The organism is Burkholderia territorii, from assembly GCF_001718335.1.
Lineage (GTDB): Bacteria > Pseudomonadota > Gammaproteobacteria > Burkholderiales > Burkholderiaceae > Burkholderia > Burkholderia territorii.
The window spans coordinates 3,370,587-3,389,077 of sequence record NZ_CP013366.1; the positions used below are offsets into that span (position 1 = coordinate 3,370,587).

General features: G+C 56.9%; 21 protein-coding genes and 1 tRNA gene. 8 read left to right on the plus strand and 14 right to left on the minus strand.

All coding sequences use genetic code 11. From position 1 onward, the window contains the following. Positions 1 to 6: 6 nt before the first annotated feature. Entirely contained in the window at positions 7 to 411 is a 405-nt protein-coding gene (locus WS51_RS26045; RefSeq protein ID WP_057924645.1) for a PaaI family thioesterase, read from the minus strand. A 191-nt stretch (positions 412 to 602) separates the two neighbouring features. Between WS51_RS26045 and WS51_RS26050 the strand changes: the two genes are divergently transcribed. The 5 genes from WS51_RS26050 (at position 603) to WS51_RS32250 (ending at position 4,931) form a co-directional block, all read left to right on the plus strand. Then, a tRNA-Lys gene (locus WS51_RS26050) sits at positions 603 to 678 on the plus strand. A 163-nt stretch (positions 679 to 841) separates the two neighbouring features. Next, entirely contained in the window at positions 842 to 1,921 is a 1,080-nt protein-coding gene (locus WS51_RS26055; protein WP_069229948.1) for a tyrosine-type recombinase/integrase, read from the plus strand. A gap of 169 nt (positions 1,922 to 2,090) precedes the next feature. After that, positions 2,091 to 3,155, plus strand: coding sequence for a PD-(D/E)XK nuclease domain-containing protein (locus WS51_RS31555; protein WP_191624276.1), 1,065 nt, complete (start codon positions 2,091 to 2,093; stop codon positions 3,153 to 3,155). Beyond that, a complete protein-coding gene (locus WS51_RS32245) occupies positions 3,152 to 4,234 on the plus strand; it encodes a hypothetical protein (protein WP_155773617.1) in 1,083 nt (360 codons plus the stop codon). The genes WS51_RS31555 and WS51_RS32245 overlap by 4 nt, the downstream gene beginning before the upstream one ends. Then, complete coding sequence (locus WS51_RS32250; RefSeq protein ID WP_155623632.1) at positions 4,221 to 4,931, plus strand: hypothetical protein; 711 nt, start codon at positions 4,221 to 4,223, stop codon at positions 4,929 to 4,931. Before WS51_RS32245 ends, WS51_RS32250 begins: the two co-directional genes overlap by 14 nt. Positions 4,932 to 5,742: 811 nt before the next feature. Here WS51_RS32250 and WS51_RS26065 read toward each other — a convergent pair. The 9 genes from WS51_RS26065 to WS51_RS32265 all read right to left on the minus strand — a co-directional run bounded on the left by WS51_RS26065 (position 5,743) and on the right by WS51_RS32265 (position 11,832). Further along, on the minus strand, positions 5,743 to 6,138 hold the full coding sequence (locus tag WS51_RS26065) for a hypothetical protein (protein WP_069229949.1): 396 nt from the start codon (positions 6,136 to 6,138) through the stop codon (positions 5,743 to 5,745). A gap of 35 nt (positions 6,139 to 6,173) precedes the next feature. Next, a protein-coding gene (locus WS51_RS31565) for an IS5 family transposase (RefSeq protein ID WP_155773625.1) occupies positions 6,174 to 6,979 on the minus strand; the annotation gives its coding sequence in 2 pieces (ribosomal slippage) (positions 6,174 to 6,649 and positions 6,649 to 6,979; 807 coding nt in all). 64 nt (positions 6,980 to 7,043) lie between these two features. After that, on the minus strand, positions 7,044 to 8,042 hold the full coding sequence (locus WS51_RS26075; protein WP_059542616.1) for a TrbL/VirB6 family protein: 999 nt from the start codon (positions 8,040 to 8,042) through the stop codon (positions 7,044 to 7,046). Beyond that, positions 8,039 to 8,299: a hypothetical protein gene (locus WS51_RS26080; RefSeq protein ID WP_155773618.1), complete on the minus strand. Its 261-nt coding sequence runs from the start codon at positions 8,297 to 8,299 to the stop codon at positions 8,039 to 8,041. The genes WS51_RS26075 and WS51_RS26080 overlap by 4 nt, the downstream gene beginning before the upstream one ends. Before the next feature lie 44 nt (positions 8,300 to 8,343). After that, entirely contained in the window at positions 8,344 to 8,601 is a 258-nt protein-coding gene (locus tag WS51_RS32255; RefSeq protein ID WP_155623634.1) for a hypothetical protein, read from the minus strand. Beyond that, on the minus strand, positions 8,582 to 9,769 hold the full coding sequence (locus tag WS51_RS26085; RefSeq protein WP_155773619.1) for a relaxase/mobilization nuclease domain-containing protein: 1,188 nt from the start codon (positions 9,767 to 9,769) through the stop codon (positions 8,582 to 8,584). The genes WS51_RS32255 and WS51_RS26085 overlap by 20 nt, the downstream gene beginning before the upstream one ends. Next, positions 9,766 to 10,155: a plasmid mobilization protein gene (locus WS51_RS26090; protein WP_167358006.1), complete on the minus strand. Its 390-nt coding sequence runs from the start codon at positions 10,153 to 10,155 to the stop codon at positions 9,766 to 9,768. Before WS51_RS26090 ends, WS51_RS26085 begins: the two co-directional genes overlap by 4 nt. Positions 10,156 to 10,570: 415 nt before the next feature. Then, the gene (locus WS51_RS32260) at positions 10,571 to 11,521 is read right to left on the minus strand and encodes a hypothetical protein (RefSeq protein WP_155773620.1); all 951 of its coding nucleotides are present in this window, start codon (positions 11,519 to 11,521) and stop codon (positions 10,571 to 10,573) included. Continuing rightward, complete coding sequence (locus tag WS51_RS32265; protein WP_155623636.1) at positions 11,521 to 11,832, minus strand: helix-turn-helix transcriptional regulator; 312 nt, start codon at positions 11,830 to 11,832, stop codon at positions 11,521 to 11,523. Before WS51_RS32265 ends, WS51_RS32260 begins: the two co-directional genes overlap by 1 nt. A gap of 96 nt (positions 11,833 to 11,928) precedes the next feature. On the opposite strand from WS51_RS32265, the gene WS51_RS32270 reads away from it, so the two are divergent. Next, positions 11,929 to 12,591: a hypothetical protein gene (locus tag WS51_RS32270; RefSeq protein ID WP_155623637.1), complete on the plus strand. Its 663-nt coding sequence runs from the start codon at positions 11,929 to 11,931 to the stop codon at positions 12,589 to 12,591. 27 nt (positions 12,592 to 12,618) lie between these two features. Here WS51_RS32270 and WS51_RS32275 read toward each other — a convergent pair whose 3' ends face one another. The 3 genes from WS51_RS32275 to WS51_RS26105 form a co-directional block, all read right to left on the minus strand. Beyond that, positions 12,619 to 13,299 (minus strand): hypothetical protein, encoded by a 681-nt coding sequence (locus tag WS51_RS32275; RefSeq protein WP_155623638.1) that lies wholly within the window; start codon positions 13,297 to 13,299, stop codon positions 12,619 to 12,621. Between the two features lie 278 nt (positions 13,300 to 13,577). After that, positions 13,578 to 14,621 (minus strand): serine/threonine-protein kinase, encoded by a 1,044-nt coding sequence (locus tag WS51_RS26100; RefSeq protein WP_069229953.1) that lies wholly within the window; start codon positions 14,619 to 14,621, stop codon positions 13,578 to 13,580. Then, positions 14,614 to 15,069: a hypothetical protein gene (locus tag WS51_RS26105; protein WP_059542628.1), complete on the minus strand. Its 456-nt coding sequence runs from the start codon at positions 15,067 to 15,069 to the stop codon at positions 14,614 to 14,616. Before WS51_RS26105 ends, WS51_RS26100 begins: the two co-directional genes overlap by 8 nt. Positions 15,070 to 15,669: 600 nt before the next feature. Between WS51_RS26105 and WS51_RS26110 the strand changes: the two genes are divergently transcribed. Beyond that, on the plus strand, positions 15,670 to 16,722 hold the full coding sequence (locus WS51_RS26110) for a DUF3592 domain-containing protein (RefSeq protein WP_059504431.1): 1,053 nt from the start codon (positions 15,670 to 15,672) through the stop codon (positions 16,720 to 16,722). 36 nt (positions 16,723 to 16,758) lie between these two features. Here the strand turns inward: WS51_RS26110 and WS51_RS26115 are convergent, their stop codons facing one another. Next, positions 16,759 to 17,376: a CGNR zinc finger domain-containing protein gene (locus WS51_RS26115; RefSeq protein WP_069229954.1), complete on the minus strand. Its 618-nt coding sequence runs from the start codon at positions 17,374 to 17,376 to the stop codon at positions 16,759 to 16,761. A gap of 81 nt (positions 17,377 to 17,457) precedes the next feature. Between WS51_RS26115 and WS51_RS26120 the strand changes: the two genes are divergently transcribed. After that, positions 17,458 to 18,273, plus strand: a complete 816-nt coding sequence (locus WS51_RS26120; protein ID WP_059798838.1) for an alpha/beta fold hydrolase — start codon at positions 17,458 to 17,460, stop codon at positions 18,271 to 18,273. The last annotated feature ends 218 nt before the right edge of the window (positions 18,274 to 18,491 follow it).

Below are 18,491 nucleotides of genomic sequence, written 5' to 3' on the forward strand. Positions count from 1 at the left end.
CGGCGCTCAGCCGACGAGCGCGTAGGTCGACGTCGCATGGACGGCCATCTTGCCGTCCTCGTCGAACAGCTCGACTTCGCCGAACACCAGGTTGCGGCCCATCCGCAGCACGCGCGCGGTGACGAGCACGTCGCCCTTGCGCACCGGGCGCATGAAATTCGTGTTCAGCGATACGGTGGTCATCGGCCGGAACTCGCCGAGCGCGGCCGAGATCGCCACCACCATCGCGGTGTCCGCCGCGGCCGTGAACACCTGCCCGCAGATGATGCCGCCCGAATGACGGAATTCGCCGGAAAACGGCAGGCGCATCGTGACGCTGTCGTCGCCGATCGATACGGGGACCAGACCGAGCGAGCGGACCCACGGGGCCAGCAGGCGATCCAGCAATTCGCGGACTGCGTTTTCGTCCATCTTCGGAAGTCCAGAGAATGTTGCGCGACCGCCGCGCAACAGATGTGGACGTCATCATACCGGGAGCGCGCCAACTGCGATCGCTCGCTACCGCACGCAGGGCCGGCGGGGACGTGACGAAGTATTTTCAGGAAATTTGCAGAAAGGGCTTGCCAAGACCGAAATACCCATGCATAATCTTTCTTCTGTTGGGGGCGTTAGCTCAGTTGGTAGAGCAGCGGACTCTTAATCCGTAGGTCGAGTGTTCGAGTCACTCACGCCCCACCACCGAATTTAGCTGTAGAAAATCAAGCACTTACGAGAAATCGTGGTGCTTTTTTTTCGTCTATAGCCAGCGTGCGCAGGCGTCAAAAACTGGCCTTTGCCGGAAAACTGCCGGAACGGAAGAATCCAGACCAAGCGAACTCAATCTTTCGCATGGAGTCTGGAAATGGCCTATATCAGCCAGCGCGGCGCCTACTGGCGCGCCGAAATCCGCCGACGCGGTTACAAGCCCGTCTATCGATCGTTCGACACCAAACAGCAGGCGCAGCAATGGGCTAGGAGGGTGGAGTCGGAGATGGATAGTGGGGCGTACGTCGATCGCACCGAAGCCGAACGAACGACGCTCCGTGAAGCGCTGGAGCGTTACCGGCGCGAAATCGTCCCCGAGAAGCGCCACCCCTATCAAGAAAATCGACGCATCCAACGCTGGATCGACAACCACCTTGCGCATCGAACTCTAGCCAACTTGCGCGGCGCCGATTTCGCGAAGTATCGAGACGAACGCAGGGCAGCAGGGCGCGCAGAAAACACCATTCGGCTCGAACTCCAAGTTATCAGCCATCTCTTCGAAATCGCCCGCAAAGAATGGGGCATGGAAGCGCTGATGAACCCCTTGAAAAACATTCGCAAACCGTCCGGCAGCGAGGCACGAGATCGACGCTTACGCCCCGGCGAATTCGAAAAACTGCACGCGCTCCTCTCGGCCAGTGCCAATCCTTGGGCGGCGCCTGCCTTTGAGTTGGCGATCGAAACCAGCCTGCGCCAAGGCGCGCTATTCAGTGTGCGATGGGAATGGCTTGATCTTGACAATCGCCTCCTCCGCTTTCCCCCCGATGCTCGCGGCGCGGAGAACAAGGGGGTCCCGGCAGCTCTGCCACTTTCTAGACGGGCCGTCGCTATATTTCGCCTCCTTGCGGCCATCGCAGAAAACCCTGAAGCACGCGCACACCGCTCCCTATCTGGTCCTGCCAACGTAGCCCCAGAGAAACTGGCTGGACGAGTCTTCAACACCAGCGCCAATGCGGTGATCTGCATCTGGAAGCGAACGTTGAAGAAAGCGAGCCTCGACGATCCGGCAGCAAGCTCCCTTCGATGGCATGATCTGCGCCACGAGGCGGCAAGCCGCTTCTTCGAAAAAGGCCTGCACCCAATGGAGGTTGCGAGCATTACCGGCCATAAATCGATGCAGATGCTCAAAAGATATACACATCTGCGGCCGGAGAGCCTTCTTGAGAAATTGGGGTAGCATTGTCCCGATGTGGAGTCGCGAATACTTCGCAACTCCACTCTGCTTAGTAACCTCACCGATCGTTGGACGATCTTCGAGCCACAAGGGGCTTGTGCGGCAGGCCATAAACGCCCCTTTTTCAGCTACCATGACAATGTAACAATAACTTACAAGTAGGAGAACGTCCTTGGCCGGTGAGACCAGTGCTATCGCGAAGATGGCAGCCTACGTATCGGATGAGATTTTGGGATGGTTCCGTTGGAAAAGGATTCCCCTTCCTGATCTGAACTTCGATTGCGTGAAGACCGCAGCGCATGCCCCAAGTAAAGATAACCATACGCATCCCGTCGATGCCGTTTTCTGGTACACGGACCCATATCTCAATAAAATCATCTACCTAAACACCGACCTAAAAAGCTATGCAAGCGGCAGCATCGACGCCAATCGCATATTTGCCGCTCTAAAGTCGCTTGCGTTGACGATTGATTGCGCGCGCGTTTCCGACGAATGGCAAGGTCGATACCACACCTTAGGAGATTTGCCTTACGAAGTCCGCGGCATGCTGTTCGTTTACAACCATGACGCGGAATTCGACAAGTCTTTCTATGATCTTCTTTCAACCCCTGTAAGACGCCGAGGCGCCTCGGATAAAACGCCCATTAAATTAGAAACCCTCCCAATAGCTGACGGCCAGGTAATTCATGTTGTCGAGCCCAGCTTAATCAGCTACCTCACCACGATTGTCACTGACGCTCACCGATTGCATACCGAGGGCTCCTTTCCCGAGAAAAACTATGAATTCTTTTATCCAGATCTGAGACTACACAAAGCAAGCGGAGCAGAATTCGAACGCCCTGCCACCGCTGAAATGCTAGCTGGCCCATATTTAATTATTCGTCACGACCAGGTCAAGAAGTTTAACGAATCGACGGGTGAAGCAGAAATTCGATATCCAGAGGGCTACGTTATTTACTATAACAGACCTGGCGATTCCGCAGAGGAATTTGCATATTTTCTCGATGTGCTCTCCGGATATCAAATTTTAGATGGTCAACATAAAATAAGAGTTAGAATCGCACACCGCACCCCAGGAAGCGATCCTCGCAGTAATTTTAAACGGGCAATTTCTTTATATGCTCAAGAGTGGGGATTTGATCAACATAAGCTCAGCAGACTAGAGTCGATCGAACTGGAAATAGTTGAAATTTATAGATATTCGTTTTCAAGAACAGATATTGGCTGGGAGCGATGATGCGAGGCGGAACGATTTTTAGCGCAAGCGACAAGTCAATTAATGATGCGCTCAACCAAAAAACCGTAACAAATTCCGATCTTCGAGAGCTATTTCTAAGCAGGGGAATTTTGATTTCGAAGGACTCCAGCCGAAAGAGTCTTGCATTACATTTCTCCCGATTATCACATGACTATCTGGATTACGATCGGCTTGCCAGAATTTTCGGCAGCCAAGTTCATCACGAAAAAATATCCAGCACTCGGATTACGACCGACGTACCAATTTCGACATTCGAATCGAGCGCGCACGAACTAAAAGCCAATCTCGAACAATCGGGGGCAGTGGTAAAAGTCTACGCCACAAAAGGAAATCGCCTCGATATAGAAGTCAAATACCAAAAGCTTCAATTCAACAAGAGCGAATTTCGGCAAGTTGTCAATCGAACTGCCATGATCTCAGTACAGCGGGAAGGTGACGACCTTGTTTTCCATGGACCTCATAATGAAGATGTCCGGGAATGGATTGATCAACTCGGAAAAACTGCTAGCGAAAAGAGCGGAAAGGATCTTGAATTTGACGATATTGAATTGCCACCCAATTTTTCCGCAAAACAAAAAAGTTCGTTCTTTACCAATCTCATCAAATCGATAGACGGACATCATCTTGCCGACGTATCTGATGTGTATGTCTCCCATCCTCGCGTGGAAGAAGACGATGACGATGATGATTCTGAAAAAGTCTCTACCGGTATTCACATCTCAAAAGCTTCACTAAAAGGCCAAGGAGTTCTTCACTCGGATGAATTGAAGCTTTTAGAAAATAAAGGTTTCTATATCAGCAAGATCGTTTGGACAAGCAAAAATGGCCAAATCGATTCCGACCTTTACGAGTTCGAAGCTCAATTTTCATCACCCGATGATTGCAGCGGGTTTACCTATCTACCAAGAGGATTTTACAGACACCTAGAAGGGTACGAATTCTCCAAAAATAGAACCGGCTTCACCAACGAGGAAGAGTATCGCCTCGGGAAATTGATCGAATTAGCAGCGCGATCCACATTAGCAAACTTAATTGGGGATAACGATGCAGAGGGCTAAATGGCTTAAAATTGAGGTTGACTGCGCACATAAAGCTCTAGTAGCCGCAATTCGCGCCGCTCAATTCGACGAGAGAATCGGGCATGGATTTGATTTGTCTTTTCGAGATGGACGGCGACTCAAAGCCAAATTCTCTGAGAAAATTGCATCCATCGAAATCATCACCGATCCCTTTGGAGTAAGCACTAGCATTGAGACGACAAGGTATTCGTCGATAGACTTTCAGCTTATCGCATTTTCGACAGAAAATGGAGTTTCATCGTATCTAATGGAGGTTAATTCTCCTCCCAGAACACTTCGGACGCTTGTAGCTGCTTTAGCTGACATTGCCAACGGCCTGTCAGTCTCCGAGGTGCAATTACCGCTTTTGGAAATTTTTGGCTTATTGCGAAAAAATTCCACGATGGCACGTCTCACACGCGTCAAAGCGTCTCAACTCAAGCTCACACCGGATTCCACAGCGAAGATCGATGTGATCTCTAGTAAGAACGCCGCTTCGGATCTAAAGCGTTTCTTTGGAGATAGCGCCATAAGCGTCGACAAAATCAGGATTGAGCATCCTTTTGGACCGACAACACATGCTATTGAGCTAAGCCGTAACGGGCTGATTTCGATTGACGACAGTCACCAGGACGTCGCGTCGGACTTCATACTCAATTTACTGCTGGATAGCTATGCAAGCAAATCCGTAGGCTGAAAATGGCTAATGTAGCGCGACGATGTGCACAATACCTTGATGTACGGTTTGTCGCTAGCGGCCTCTCGCGAGACTATGCGCGCTGCTCCGCCTGCCAAGGCTCGTAATTGCTTTCCAAGTGCATCCAGAACCGTGCAGAGCCCGTGCCCGAGCGTTCAATACGTGAGGCCAGATCTAAGCTAGCACCGTCGCGAGCCGTCGAAAACGCGCGAAAGCGTCACGCGCTGCCCCCTGTAGCGGCATGGCGAGCAAGCTCGATTTGCTCGTCCAGCGTAAGCTGTTTAGCCTCCCGATAGACGTCTGCATCGGTGCGGATAGTGTTCACGGTGCATCTCATCCCTGTAACAGCCGTGCAATCCGCACGACTTCACCCGTAATCAATTGTGGCACTCAGGCACTGCCTTTTCTGTGTCCGTGCCCCAAGTGTCGAGCCATGCGTATACCTCGCCTCCTGTCAGGTGAAGGCCGGTCGTCCGAAACGCCTGCCACGAATCCTCGGCCTCTTGCCGGAATCGTGCGCGCGCCCTAGAGCCCAGATCGAGCTTGACTTCGAGCGCGTGACTTATATCGTGAGATTCAGCTAATGGCATCCGCGATTTCATAACATAACGTATCAATCGTATCGTAACGTACCGCGCGACAGTCTCGACGAGTGCCCAGCCTTTGCGGCGGGAGCCGCTAACGAGGGGGTACCCCTCGCCTCTGCAATAGCTGGTTTCGTTCGTCGGGCTCGCGCGGGAGTGCGAGGCAAGCAAAGGGAAGCTGGATGCAGGGACGTGTCGGCGTTCAAAGTCCCTCATCCTTGTATTTGCTATAGCTTAGTCAACTCGACGGGACCGAACATGAATACCATCAGGTAACCCGTTGACGTCTTGAATTTCCCTGCCGTAAAACCAGGCTGAACTCTAGCGACCACTGCCACCTTGGACTTCAGTCCGATAAACGAACCATCGACGGTAGTCCCCGTCAGCTTTGCAAACTCGTCTTTAGTCATCGGTTCGGCGACATCACCCCGTCGCCATGCCCCATTGTGGTAATCGTCAAAAACATAACCGACGCCGGTTTTCTCGACCTTAATCAGCGGCACGAGCTTTCCGTTCTGTGTGGCGCCGTACTCGCCCTCAAGCGTCTCCGGCGAGTGTTGCTTGCATCCCCAAAGAACAACAGCAATGCTCAGCACAAAAACGAAACAGGTGAGTCGCTTCAATTGACACCCCCTAAGATGGAATCGACTAAGAGTCGCTAACACAAGTCGTCAACGAAGCGTGAACAGATAACGGCAGCCGCCAGGGAAAGCAACGCCATATGAATGTCGAGACGCCGTTCGAAACGAATGCGCAATTTGCCGAAACCGGCAAACCAGGCATGCGTGCGCTCGACCACCCAGCGATGCCGCCCGAGCCGCTCGCGGCTTTCCACCCCGCGTCGGGCGATACGTGCCGTGATGCCGCGCTGCTTCAGATAATGCCGACAACGTGCAAAGTCATATCCCTTGTCCGCATGCAGCTTGTCTGGGCGCTTACGGGGCGCGCCATTGAGGCCCGAGACGGCCGGAATGGCATCGAGCGTGGGCTCGAACGCCATCGAGTCGTGGCGGTTGGCACCCGTGACCGTGATGGCCAGAGGAATACCGCGTGCATCTACGACGATGTGCCGTTTCGACCCGAGCTTGCCCCGGTCTGTCGGGTTCGGGCCGGTTTCCTGCCCCCCCGGGGGCTGGAAACGCTAGCGGCATCAAGGCTCGCCCGCTCCCAATCAATCTGGTCATGCTCACGCAACCGGCGAAGCATCGCCAGATGCAGTTGCTCCCATACGCCTTCGGCCTGCCAGTCCCGCAGTCGTCGCCAGCATGTCATCCCGCTGCCGAAACCCAGTTGCTGCGGCAGGTCTTCCCACGGGATGCCTGTTTGCAGGACATACAGGATGCCGTTCAATGCTGCACGGTCATCAACCGTGCGGCGTCGGCCACCTTTGGGCGACGGCTCGAACAACGGAATCAGCGGCTCCAACGCCGCCCATAGTTCATTACTGATTTTTCGTCTGGACATCACGCCAGGATATGGCTTTCATGGCTGCATGTCCAGGTTGTGTTAGCGACTCTAATAGCGCGTATTACAGCCCTTTGACGCTGTTCATGCGAAATCGACTGGTTGCGGCTTGTGCAGCGGCTCTAGCACCTGTTGTCACGCCTGCTGCGGCCTTTCCACCCAACCACCTCGATCCTTGCCCAGCTTTGTTGGCGAGTATCCGTGACGCTCCGCCTGTTGCGGCCGAAACGATCCAGTTACCGAAACCAGTTGCAACAGGTGCACCGCCGGCGAGACTAGACGCAACTTGCGGAACTCCCATAATGACGAGGACGTCGATGATCGCGACGACCAGCAATCCCAATGCGGCACCTAACCCGGAATCGGGCGTCATCTTATTCATGTAATCCTGAAAAGCAACAAACGTTAGGGACAGGACGGTTACCGCGAACACGTTGACGAAAATGTAATTGACGATGAGCCCGAGCCACGCGTCGAAAAACCGCTTAGTCACGTCGAAAATCAGGCACCCAATGAAGATCGGGCCAAAGGCCAGCAGCACCGTCAACATGCCCTTAGAGAGCAGGATGAGGTATGCAGCATAAGCCGTCATAATGGTGCCTGCGACGTAGTACAAGATGCCAGTCAGATAGAATGAAATCCCGTTTGAGGTAAGCAGTGACCCGCTCGACATCGCATTGTGTCCGAGGCTCCATGCCTGGCCGAGTTGCTGGTCGAGAATAGACGGGCCTGCGACCGAGTCGGCTGTCTGCCCTGTAACAGCACTGGTTAAATCGCTCGGGAGATTGAGGACAGGATTCAGCACGTATTGCCCGTAGCCCGACACCGAAAACCCTATGCTCAGGATGAGGGTGATTTTGATGGTCCGAAATACCATATCGTTTCCCCAGTCCTGCACCTTGCCTCGGATGCCAGCCCACGCATACAGGATGAAGTAGATGCCCAAGCACGTGGTCACTATGGGTAGCATTGCACTAATAGTCCGCTGAACTGCAACGGCAAGAAAGGATTCGATTGCACTTTGAAAGTGCGTCATTATGTTGGTGAAGATCGTCACGGTCATGCCGCGTCTCCATTCATCGTCCGGCCCACGGGACTTTCGTTGACGAAAGTTTTTCGAGGAAGCTTTTCCGTGACGTTCGAAAACCCGTCGATCAGCAAGTGGTCGAGATGCCGATGAAAAACACCGATCATGGTGGCTATATCGTCATAGCTCGGGTTCATCCGGAGCAAGTCGATACATTGCCCCATTCCATGCACCGTGGATTGGAGCGACGTGTACCAAGTCAACAAGTCGTCAGCTTCAATGATGTCCGCCATCATTCACTCCTTGTAAGCCAATATCGTCAAGAGATGCGGGGCGCTTAGCGCCCCGCTTGCCCGTCGTCGGGAGGCTGCCTTACTTTGTCCACCATGAGCATCAGCCCGACGAAGCTCAGGGACACGATCGCCCCCTGCTGTACAACAATTGCACACAGCCCCCATACGATCGCCATCAGGCGTAGGCAATCCAGTTCCGGGTTGGTGAATAGCCGCCCGTCATGGATTGCTCGCCCGAACCCGCAAATCGCGATCGCTATTGCTGCGCAATTCATCGCTAGCTCAACGTTCGAGATCATCATTCCCCCTTCCCTGTGCTCGCGTTATCCTCACCTTTAGCCCTGCTCCCGAGCTGGTCTCCGATCTGGTATCAGAGGCATCGCGCACATGAGCGGCCTCAATGTCACGTCGCTTGTCTGCCGCTTTCTTCATCGCATCCATGAGTTCGCGCCTCTCAGTGTGAGGAGCCGGCATGCCATCGACGAAGCGTTTGATGTCCCCACTCAATATCGAGTCATCCGGGCGGCCAGATGTTTCGAGTGCGCTCGACAACATCAGCCATTCCCTACGTATTTGCTCCTGCCGCCGTGTGGCAATCGCTTCCCAGGTGCCATCGGCGTTTTCGCCGTTCAACACCGCCCTCGCAGCTTCGCGAAGCTTGCTCAACTGAACGTTCGAGCGCTGCTGCTGAGCATTTCCACGCGAAGCGTGATAAATCGCTTGGCGCTTAGGTTTGCGCACCACACCGCGTACTGAGCGAGGCGTGGCCGCGGCCTCGATGCCCTGCTCACGAAGCTTCTCGGCGAACAATTGCCGGAACGCCTGTAGCTCGGTAGGACCGTGGAGAAGGCGACGACCGTTGACCGCCCTCGACCTGACGCAAATGTGAACATGTGGGTGCAGCGGTGCATCGTGATCCGGGTCGGTATCCGGTGTATGCAATACGAAGGCATATTCGTGCCCAGAAAACGCCTGCCGGGCAAATGTTCGTGCGGCCGAGGTCAATCGCTCAACGTTCGTGCCGACCGGCATCGAAAGCACCATGTTCACGGTGAGCTTCTCGTTCGCCCGACGCTTACGAGGGCACATAGCCCAGTCCTCATGCAACAGGCGAATATCGTCGATTCCCGAGAGCTCCTGCTCCCCGTCAGTCTCAGCTACGATCTGCCCATTTCGGGTGATGTAAGTCAGGTGCGACCATACCCGGCCCTCGGTTTTAGCCACGCTGCTCACTTTGACGATGACCTCGGGAGCCCGGTGAACAACGCGAGAGATAGCAGCTCGCGCAGCCCCTTTCTGCCCGGCGGAGGAGCGTTGCCCCTTGGCTCGTGTATTCAGGTTCGGTAGGCGCAGACGCTTCGCCGACTGGTTACCCAACTGGCCGGATACCAATCGACGAAGTTCGTCAGCGTCCATCGAATCAAGTACGCCGAGCGTATCGAATAATCTTTCGATCGCGTGCTCCGTCATGATGACGTGCTCCAGCGGTTCAAGCTTGCGTCGGTCAACATGCGAACCTCGACCTGGTGCTCGTCGATCTCCGCAAGCAATTCGCGGATGCGCTCGACGGTAACGCTTCGGCTGGCATTCGGATCCATGTTTATGTTGCGCGCGATCTGGTTGAGATTCCGTCCGATCGCAGCTATCTGCCGGTTCGATTCCATCAGGGCGTCGAGCTCGGCGCGATTGAATTGTGGCTTTCTCGTAAGCGTGGCGCGAATGAGCTTGACGACCCATTCGGTGCGCCGCAGGCCTTCCGATGCCGCTGCGGCACAAAGCGCCGAATGCTCATCCTGCGTGAGCTGGATATTCAGTTGAATCTTCTCGGCGGATGCAGGTTTGACGGTAGACGCCACGGGCGGCTCGTCATGCAACACCTTCGAAAGCATCAGCCTCAAAAGCTGTGAGCTACTGCATCCGTGATGCCTCGCTGCGGCAGCAAGCTTCAAGCTCGTCGCCCGAGAAACGCGGACTCGAATTGTTGTGTACTCAGTCATGCCAAACCTCCGGTTTGCGCCCACTTTCTAGAAGAAAGTGTTTCCTGCCTTAGATCACAAGACACTTCGCGACTTTCGTTGACGAAAGTTCCTTGAGTTCTGTATTGCGCAATACACGATTGACATAGCGTCCGGAAGGCACCGTCGCGCTCCCGCGCGACTCTTCCATGTTTGCCATCAAAGGCGAGGGGTTCCCCCTCGATGGCGGCTCCCGCCGCTTTGCAACGAGAAGCCCGATTGCCCCCTGCGGTAGAGGACAGCACATCAATCACCATCATTGACCCTCCCCCTTCAGTCCGCGCAACGCCTCTTTCAGCGCGAAGCTTCCGACGGCAGTAATGCGCGAACTGTCGTCTCTCTGATGAAGCGCTTCGGAATCGATGTCTGCGTCCAGGGACGCGTATTCGGGAAAGAACAGCCCTTGCTTTTCCTTTTTGATGAGATCAGCAACCCACGCGCGCACACTATCGATTGGAGGACGCTTCCCCCGCCGCGCGGCATCCAATGCTCCGACCAGTTCCTGCATCACCTTCGACTTCGTTGCTGCATCGATATCTTTGAATAGCTGGTCGAGCATGGGCTCATGCGGAGAAATGAGCGACGCAAACCGCGACGCGGTTGTCGTTGTCGTTATGTTCAAGTTCGGTTTGTTGTCGTTGTTGTTGTTGTGTGCAACACCCTTGTCGAACGCTTCGGAGCCCCTTGGTAGCCCCTTTGAAGCCCCTCCCGATCCCCTTGCCAGTGACTCGCTGACAACTTCGAAGCGATTCACGTCACGCCCACCGATCGTGCATGCCGTGCTTGATACGTGCGCCAAAGGTCGTAAGGTATCTTCCGGGACGCCAGCATCCCGACACGCTATCAACCACTCGTCATGCAAGGCCGTGGGAAGCGAGGCCACTTCTCTTCGAACTGCTTTTGCCACATTGCCCACGAAGGTCGCCTCCCATTGGTTATGAAGGAACCAAGTTCTCACCAAAAGCCAGCCATCTTGGAATACGACGATTCTGCGGTCGCCGAGACGGGCGAGGACGTTCGTAAACTCGTCAACGGACAACCCCATTTCGGCTGCGGCAATGCGCGGCACGATCGGATAGCAGCCAATCGTGTTGGTGAATGGGCTAGTAAGTGCGTAGTACTCACCAAACCTCTCGCTGATTGTCAGATCGCACGATATTGATGATCGCCAAGCCTGCGCCGGCGAAATCGGGCGGTACTTGGCCATCAGTAGATCTCTCCTGACAACGGGAGGCGCGGCCGGCCGACGCGACGTTTTGCTTCGGTATCGTTAGATTGCGTGCTCGACACATGTGCCTTCGCGGCCACATCGTCGAGCCACGCCCGTATATCCGACACAAACCAACATGCGCGCCGCTTTCCGGGAAAAGCAGTGGGCGGCAGCTCACCTCGGTAAGCCATCTGCGTTACCGCGCCCGCTGTCGTCGCGAGCAATGACGCCAGTTCCTCGCGATTGATAATGGCTTGAGGCGCCATCCTGGCAAATGCCTGCCGAAAATTCATGTCTGCTTTCGCCATTCGTGATCACCAGTTACTTGTGGTTTAGCTAATGGCAATCGTAGAATTTCAAGCAGCGGGCCGCATGGGCCAGTTTTTCGTGAGGAGGTCGATGTTATGGCGAACATCGGACCAAACAAAGGAAGAAAGCTCCGACTTGCTCTGTCGCGATTCGCGGCAATGTTGATTGAAGAGGCCCGTGACGTTTCCGGTCTGAGCTATCCAAAACTCGATCAAGCTCTCGGGCTTCCCGATGGGCAGGCGTTTCGCTATTCACAATATCCGATCGTCGCGAAGACGCGTGCGCCACAAGCTGGTTCGGTCCAGCAGCTGGAAGTCAGGGTGGCGAGGTTTTTGAAAAGGCCTGCCCATGTAGTTGTGGTCGAGAACAATTCCCTGCTCGGCGGCCCAGGCTCTCATCGCCTAGACCTCGTGGTTGGCACGCCGGCAGATGAGCTCGATTTGGGCGAGAGCAATTCGACGGACCTTCAACTCGGCTACGAGGGCGATTGGCCGACATACCGCAGGCTCAAATATGCCGAATGGTCCGATAGCCTCGAATCGATCTGCTCACTGGTAAACCGCAAGGCCAGCCCCGAGGATTGGCCGGAGATGCTCGCCCTATACAGTTGGCAATGGGGGGTTCTGTGGGACCGAGGTATTCCTTGGTTATCTCGCCCCGATTATGGATTTCCAGCGGGAACCCCTGCATGCGTAGTCATCCGCAGCGTGTTTCAGGCTGCGAAACAAGAACGTGCACGTCTGCGACTGCGCTCATGACTCCGCGTCCTATCGATATAGCAGAGCCTAGTTATTTTTTTCTGAGGGGAGCGAACTTGCGCCAAGGTCAGCAGCAAGTTCCGCTGCACAGCTGTTAGTTAGCTGACACTTGTTAGCAGGAATCCAAGGCCCGGCAGGCGGGTCGCGATTTAATGTCGTGACCACTACATCACCGTAAGAATAGCTGCCTTTAACACCGGGAAACGGAAGCTGCACCCATTCCTTTGCGAGTCCATCATATACGTTCGTGGCAGCCCCATCGCGCGGTACCAATGTAACGATTACTCGACCCGAAGCGCGGCAAGTCACATGAACGAAAGCATGCGTATAGGCGTTGGAATCGTGATCATTGAAAATCCTAGTTAATTCATAGCCTCCCGGCTGTCGACATTGCTTCGGGCCGATGGTGATGCTCAGACCTTCAAAAAGCTCCCCTCTATCGGTATCGGAGGGCTGCCAAAACCGAAGACTAATGCCGATGAGCTTGTCATCAGGCATCGGTCTGATGTGATCCTCGGCCCACCCGAAGGCGTCAGATATCCAAGGCTCTACGATATGCGTGAGGTTCGATTGATATGCCATCAAGCCGACACTGGCAGTAGCTGCTAAGAGTGCGATCAATATACGCTTCCACCAAATTTCCCCGTGCTGCAGTTGAGTTTCACGCGACGCATTCGTCTGCTTCGGAGCGCTACGACGTTTTCCCAAGATTTCCCCTTACTCAGAATCTACGGAATGTTTCTACTGAGTCTTCGCCGGGATGCTGACTGCTTCGCACCAACGGCGATGAAACGCCCATCAGTGCTTGGGTGGGAGCTGGATGTACCATCGACTATCAAGTATCCCCTTGGCGTCACGGTGCTCTGCCTCGGCGCGCGCTCGATCGGTGGCTCGGGGCGGCTTATCCCCCTTCGAATCCAAGGAGCGGCCAGCCAACGCCGCGCGAGTTAGGTAGCGAGATGAATCGTTCTTGATCTTAGAGGCCATCAGGTTTCTCCCAAGAAACGTCGGATCTCGCGACTGGTGATCCCCGTTTTGCAGTAGCCTGTGATCCGTGACGTGCGCCCTGACTCAGTTGTCTTCTCCGCAAGAGAGGTATCGCTAGCATCGACCGTAAGTTGGTAGCGCTTGCTACCGTCAACTCTAGTCCATATACGCGTCGTTCCTTGCCTCTCGAACTGCCAGTCCAAACGATCCTCGACCTGAGCCAACTCATTGGAAACGTCGATCGCGGCCTGGAAGCGATCCGCCGCGGCTGGCTCCAAGCACTTCCGCACAAGTCGCCGGAGACGATCGGGGATATGATCTTCAAAGGCGTCTCGGTCTGGAAACCGCCCATTCCTCACTGCAAACTTGAACCCGTCTCGGTCGAAGGTGCTCGGCGTGGTGCCGAATCGCGCAAACTGCTCTTCGAAAGCAACATTGCCGCTGCACATACGATACAAAGTGAGGCCGAGTTGGTAGATATCGAAGGCACGTGTGAAATCTGAAGTCCCGTAAGCCTCCGGCGGTCGCATCTTGAAGTACATGCGGTCTTGCCCGGCCGTTCCCGCAGTGGTCAACCGCCGCGAAAGTCCAAAGTCGGAAATCAATGCCTCACCTCGGTCAGACAATAAGATGTTGTCCGGCTTGACGTCGAAGTGCACAAGCCGCTTCGAGTGGATGTTATGAAGTCCACTCGCGATTTGGCAGCCGAGCACAACGATCTCACGGACAGTGAGATATCGGCTATTGATCAAGGCATTGAGCGATCCGCGCCTGTAGTACGGCATCGCGATAAAGATGCTGTCAGCATCTTGGCATGCGTAGTAAATCTGCACCACATTCGGATGGCTGCTGAGGTACAGAATCCTTGACTCCTCGAAGAAGGTGTCGACTGAGTCAAGTGAGTTCTTCGGAATCTTCTTAATCACGATCTCAGCATCCAACTGATTGTCGTGGGCGACATACGTATTGGAGTTCGCGCCTTCCTGTCCAATCTCCTGGCGCAGATCGAAGGAAACTTCTGCTTTGCTATATGGCTTAAGCACGACTGGCTCCCATCGCGCACAGCAGCGCCTCACGCTGCTCTTTGCGCAGGCTGGCCCAATTCTCCACTGGCCAGTCGAGCTGGCCATCGACGTACCGTTTGAAGTCGGCACGCTCGATGCCGAGCCGTGCGGAGATGGACGAAATCTGCCCGACGTAATACGACTTAAGAAGGCTGCTGGCAAACGCCTCTTGTACAACCCCCTCTATCTGAATCCTTGCGATGTTGGGCGATTGAGCACTCGGTTCCGTCACACGAATACCAGCGCGCTCGATGCCATACTCGCGCAGGATATCGAGCAGGTTATTGCGGACGTACTTCAAGGCCTCGGGGGTGTGGAACGCGATCGGTATGCGAATGTCTTCCACGTTCAACACGGCATCTGCGTCCGCGTCGAACACGACAAAGGTCACTGCTTTGGGCGCAGCTCTGATACCGATCGTTCGCACGAATTTCCCCCGGTTGACACGCGAATACTGTATAAATATGCAGTATTCGCAGTAGTTTGTCTATTCGTCTGTACTTTGGTTGTCACTTGGATGGCAACCGCACACCTAGGGCTGTAGGCCTCTTCGGGTCCACTTTCAGGGCGGTTGGCTATCGATTCTGGGTCGATCAGGGATGGTCGCGACGCTCAAGCTACGAAAAATCCCTTCATGAACGCCCCTTATGAATACTCCCCTTCTGCCGGAATTTTGACGGACTATGTGAGTAAATTCCACATACCGCAGATGATCGCCGGTGACGAAATCTCTTGAGAAATCAAGGCATTGCCTGTAACCTACAAGGCGCTTGGTTTGACTCTTAATCCGTAGGTCGAGTGTTCGAGTCACTCACGCCCCACCAGGAATTCCAAAGGCCGGTCAGCGCAAGCTGACCGGCCTTTTTCCATTTTCGGCGCCGCGATTCACACGCCCGCCCGACTCGCTGCATCACGGCATGCAATTACATACATGCCTCGCCGCCGACACTTTCCGCTAGAATCGTCCGACAAAATTATCACACGACCGGCACGGCGAACGCCGTATCGCCGCCGGCACTGAGAGAGCATGGGACGTCAGACATGGAATCATGTGAGCGAGACGCGACCATTCAGAGGGCATGGTCACGCCGACAGCGGCGCGCGCGTCGAGTCGCGCCACGCCTCCGATCGCATCCGGCCGCATCGCACGACGCACGCCGCGGATCCGGTCATGCCACGTAAGGACGCGCTCGTCGCACTCGCGCTCGGCATCGCGCTGCTCGTGGTCGCGGCGATGCTCGCCGTCACCGCGAACCATGCGGTGGGCGGGCTGGTCCGGGCGCCGGGCACCGTCGTGCGCATCGTGCAGGACAGCGACGCGATGCGTGGATATCGGCCGATCGTCGCCTATCTCGCGAACGACGGCCGCCGCCGGGAAGTCGCCGGCAATACCGCATCGGTGGTCCCGGCATACGACATCGGCGAAAGCGTGGACGTGCTGGTCGATCCGGACCATCCGGATCGCCCCGCGCTGATCGACGATTTCACGCAGCGCTGGCTTCCCGTCGCAGTGCCGGCACTGCTCGCGGTCGCGTCACTTGCGATCGGCAGCCTGCTGTACGCGAACGGGCAACGCGGCAGGCAAGCCGACTCGCTGCCCGCGCCGGCCGGCGGCAAGCCGGGCCGGCGCCGCTGGAACATCGCGATCGCGCTGATGCCGATCGTGATCGGCACCGGCTTCCTGGCCGGCGCCGGCGCGGCCGGGCTGCGCCAGTGGCAGATCGCGCGTCATTACGCGCATTCGACCGGCCACGTCGTCGAGATCAACGAATCCGCACAATCGTCCCGCACACGCACGTCGCCGCTCTATTCGGCAACCATCGCGTTCACGACCGACAGCGGCCGCCCGGTCACGTTCGCGCAAGGCTCGGCTTCATCGCGCCCCGGGCTGTACGAGGGCGAAGTGGTCAACGTGCTGTACGACCCCGTCATACCCGAGCGCGCGGTCATCGACCGGTTCTGGGACCGGTGGGGGCTTACGGCGATCCTGTTCGCGATCGGCGCGCCGTTCCTCGTCGGCGGACTGTTCGTCATCGGCGCGCTGTGGCCCGACCACCGGCCGCACGAACTCGCTGAATAACGAGCGCGCAGTGGCCGGGCCGTCGACATCGCGGCCTCACCGCTCCCTGAACGCCGCCACCTTCGCGCGATTCCCGCACGTGCGCATGTCGCACCAGCGCCGCCCGACGCCACGGCCGCGGTCGACGAAGAACCACGTGCAGCGACCGCACTGCCGCACGCGCGCGAAGTCGTCGCCCCGCAGCAGATGCTCGAAGCCGAGCGCGGCCGCGTCGACCCAGCGCGACACGCCACGCGCATCGGGCCGCCACGCGAAGCGTCCATCGACCGCGTCGAGCGAACTGCGCCCGATCGCATCGCGGATGGCCTCCGCGAGCCGGCCGACCGCTCGCGCGCCGGTGCCGACGCTACCGCCGCCGCTCGTCAGGTGCTCGAGCGCCACGTATGCATCCTCGCGAAAATCGTGCAGCGCGGCGAGCGTGTCCGCGCCGTCGTGCCGGGTATGACGCATGAACCGCGTCAGGTCGGCCCGGGACAGCAATCCCGACTTGCCCGCCCATGCGTGCACGGCCGCCCAGTCGACGAGTTTGTCCTCGTCGCGCGTCTTGCCGGTGTCCGCCACCGTATTCAGGAAGTCGAGCGCCGGATGACCGCCGACGAAATCGGCCGCGCTCCACGCGTGCGCCCGTCGCGCCGGCTCATGTCGAGTAACCATTTATTTCCACCTATCGGTTTCATATCCGGATGAACAGGCGTAACCTGTTATCAACAGAAACAGGTTATCACGGAGGCACCGATGCTCGATCTCGCGAATCGCTTCGTTTTCGACGGTCACCGGATCGCATGGGGCACGCTCGGCGAAGGGCCGCCGCTCGTGCTCGTGCATGGCACGCCGTTTTCGTCGCAGGTGTGGCGCCGGATCGCGCCGTGGCTCGCGCGGCGCCATCGCGTGTTCTTCTACGACCTGCTCGGCTACGGTGCGTCGGACATGCCCGACGCGGACGTCTCGCTCGGCCGGCAGAACGTGCTGTTCGGCGCCCTGCTCGATGAATGGAATATTTCCCGCCCGCGCGTGCTTGCGCACGATTACGGCGGGGCGACCGTGCTGCGCGCGCACTTCCTCGACGGCATCGCGTATTCGGACCTGACGCTCGTGAACCCGGTCGCGATCGCGCCGCAAGGCTCGCCGTTCGTGCGGCACGTCGCGCAACACGAAGCCGCGTTCGCCGGGCTGCCGGCGTATGCGCACCATGCGCTCGTGTCAGCCTATATCGGCAATGCCGTCGCACAACCGCTGAGCGACGACGCGCTGTCGATCTATCGCTCGCCATGGCTCACGCCGGCCGGCCAGCCGGCTTTCTATCGTCAGATCGCGCAGATGCGCCAGCGTTACATCGAGGAAGCCGAGGCACGCTATGCGCCGCCGGACTTCCCGGTGCGCATCGTGTGGGGCGAGGACGATGCGTGGATTCCGCTGGAACAGGGGCAAGCCCTCGCCGATCGCATCGCGGGCGGCAGACTGATCCGCGTGCCGCGTGCGGGCCATCTCGTTCAGGAAGATGCGCCGGAAGCGATCGTCGCCGCCGTGCTCGACGGCCACCGACCGGATTGATCGCCCACGCAGCCATGTCGTGTGGCCGTAGGATTACCGGCACGCTCTGCGCGGGCATCGCGACGCAGTTCGCGGCTCGCGCGGTCGCCCGAACCGGCCGCGCGATGCACCGGCCGCGCCGGCACGGCCATCCGCGACAAACACCGCCGCCTGCGCGACCACCCGACGAATGCGCGGAACGAACAACACCCGCACCGACCGCGAAGCCGATGCGGGCG